The organism is Endozoicomonas sp. SESOKO1, from assembly GCF_024606265.1.
In the GTDB taxonomy this organism is placed as follows: domain Bacteria; phylum Pseudomonadota; class Gammaproteobacteria; order Pseudomonadales; family Endozoicomonadaceae; genus Endozoicomonas.
In genome coordinates this window covers 1-1,621 of sequence record NZ_JAHHPP010000099.1, presented here as the reverse complement: position 1 = coordinate 1,621, position 1,621 = coordinate 1, and the positions used below count along the sequence as shown (strand labels likewise).

Genomic DNA, 1,621 nt, shown 5'->3' with positions numbered 1-1,621 from the left:
GCCGACAACGCCCAGTTGCGGCTCACTGATCAGTTGCCGGTTACCAATGACGTAGAGCACCACCGGCGCATCAGGAAGCTCTTTCAGCGCATCAGGGTATAGAGGGGAATCGGGTGTCAGGATAGTATGAGCCTGGCTGGCTTGAAGCCATGCCTGTGTCAGGTGCAACTGTTTCTGGATAGATGAGTCTCTGTGTGCGTTAACCAGCAAACTGGCCAGCTTATCCGGAATAATACGCTTGAGTTCATTCAATGATGTCGAAAAAAGCTGGCCGGGATGTTGGAATTTTTCAATAAGCTGACTGGATTTGATGGGACCCAGACCTGGAATAAGGGAAAGCGTTAACCAGGGGAGCAGTTGTAACCAGTCCTTCTGGTCGGTATCAGTGTATATCATTGAATTCTCTTTCCGGAGTTGTGTGGCTTATTCTGTTTATTAACAGCATCTGGTTTTTAACAGCTCTGTCAAGATAAGCCACACATCCAATGAAGCACCCTGTAAAACATCCGGGCTGTATGTTGCACAACATGGTGACTTATGAATCCGGGCTCCGGAGGATATAGCCAACTTCAATATCCTCTTTAGCTGATAGCACAATACCATAGCTCATTTTTTCAAAAGGTCGATAAACCATGACTAACCCTACTCTCTCAGATGGCAGGGCAACCTGTTCATCGGTAAATGGATCAAAGGCTTCCTGGGTCTTGCGGTAGACGGCCAGGATATCCCCCTGTCTGAGACTCTCCCGTTCCCCCTTGTTGATAACGACCGTATCAAACCTGGAAATCTTTTCAGCGTTGTTCAGGTTTGCGGTAACAATACCCTCTACCAGTGCAGCCGGTGCCCTTGGAAAAAACGTCGTCACCAGTCCGTTGGCATCCTGTTTAACCAGACGATCACCCGGTTTCATCTCCATTCTACTGTCCTGAACAACCATGGAGGCAACCCCTTCCCGGACACGGCTCAAATTGATCGTGCCTATATCAATCCCAATGAGCCCCAGCATTTCATCAGTTTGTGGGTCAACAATCTGTTCACCACGGCGGACGACATCAAATCGCAGGGTCTGTCCGGCAAAATCGCCCCGTGCGTATATTTTATCACCAGCCCCTGAAATCAGTTTGCCACCTTTCGCAGCAAATATATAAGGTGCATTATTCAGCTGTTCCTCACTGGAAAATACATGCCCACCTTGCAAATAACTTTGCACCGCACTCAAGGGAATGGCAGGGATTGCAGACTCCCTGGGCATCACCCGGACTTCCGGGCTTAATTTAATCGTACGACCCGATTGCCCACGGCTGGAAACCATCAGCCTGGGCTGGCCATCGATATAAACCAGGCTGATAACATCTCCGGGGTAAATCAGGTGGGGGTTTTCTATCTGGGGATTGGCAAGCCAGATTTCCGGCCATAACCATGGACTGTCCAGAAAGGTAGTGGATATATCCCACAGGGTATCGCCTTTCTCAACGGTGTACCTGCTGGGGGAGTCTGCCTTTATCGGGCTGTCGAATGCCAGTCCCAGAGTGGACATGCAAAGCAGGATTCCTGCCAGAGCAAAGCGTCTCATTGTCGTCCCGATTCCTTGAATAGTTTTTAGTTTAAGCTGCCATAAGGC

General features: G+C 49.5%; 2 protein-coding genes. Both read right to left on the bottom strand.

The genetic code is table 11. The features are described 5' to 3' along the window. Positions 1-396, bottom strand: a 396-nt coding sequence (locus KDK13_RS05290; RefSeq protein ID WP_257283903.1) for a DNA-processing protein DprA, incomplete at its 3' end; no start/stop codon positions are given. Positions 397-535: 139 nt separating this feature from the next. Beyond that, positions 536-1,573 carry a LysM peptidoglycan-binding domain-containing protein gene (locus tag KDK13_RS05285; RefSeq protein ID WP_257283902.1) on the bottom strand — a complete coding sequence of 346 codons (1,038 nt, stop codon included), beginning with the start codon at positions 1,571-1,573 and terminating at the stop codon, positions 536-538. Positions 1,574-1,621: the final 48 nt, after the last annotated feature.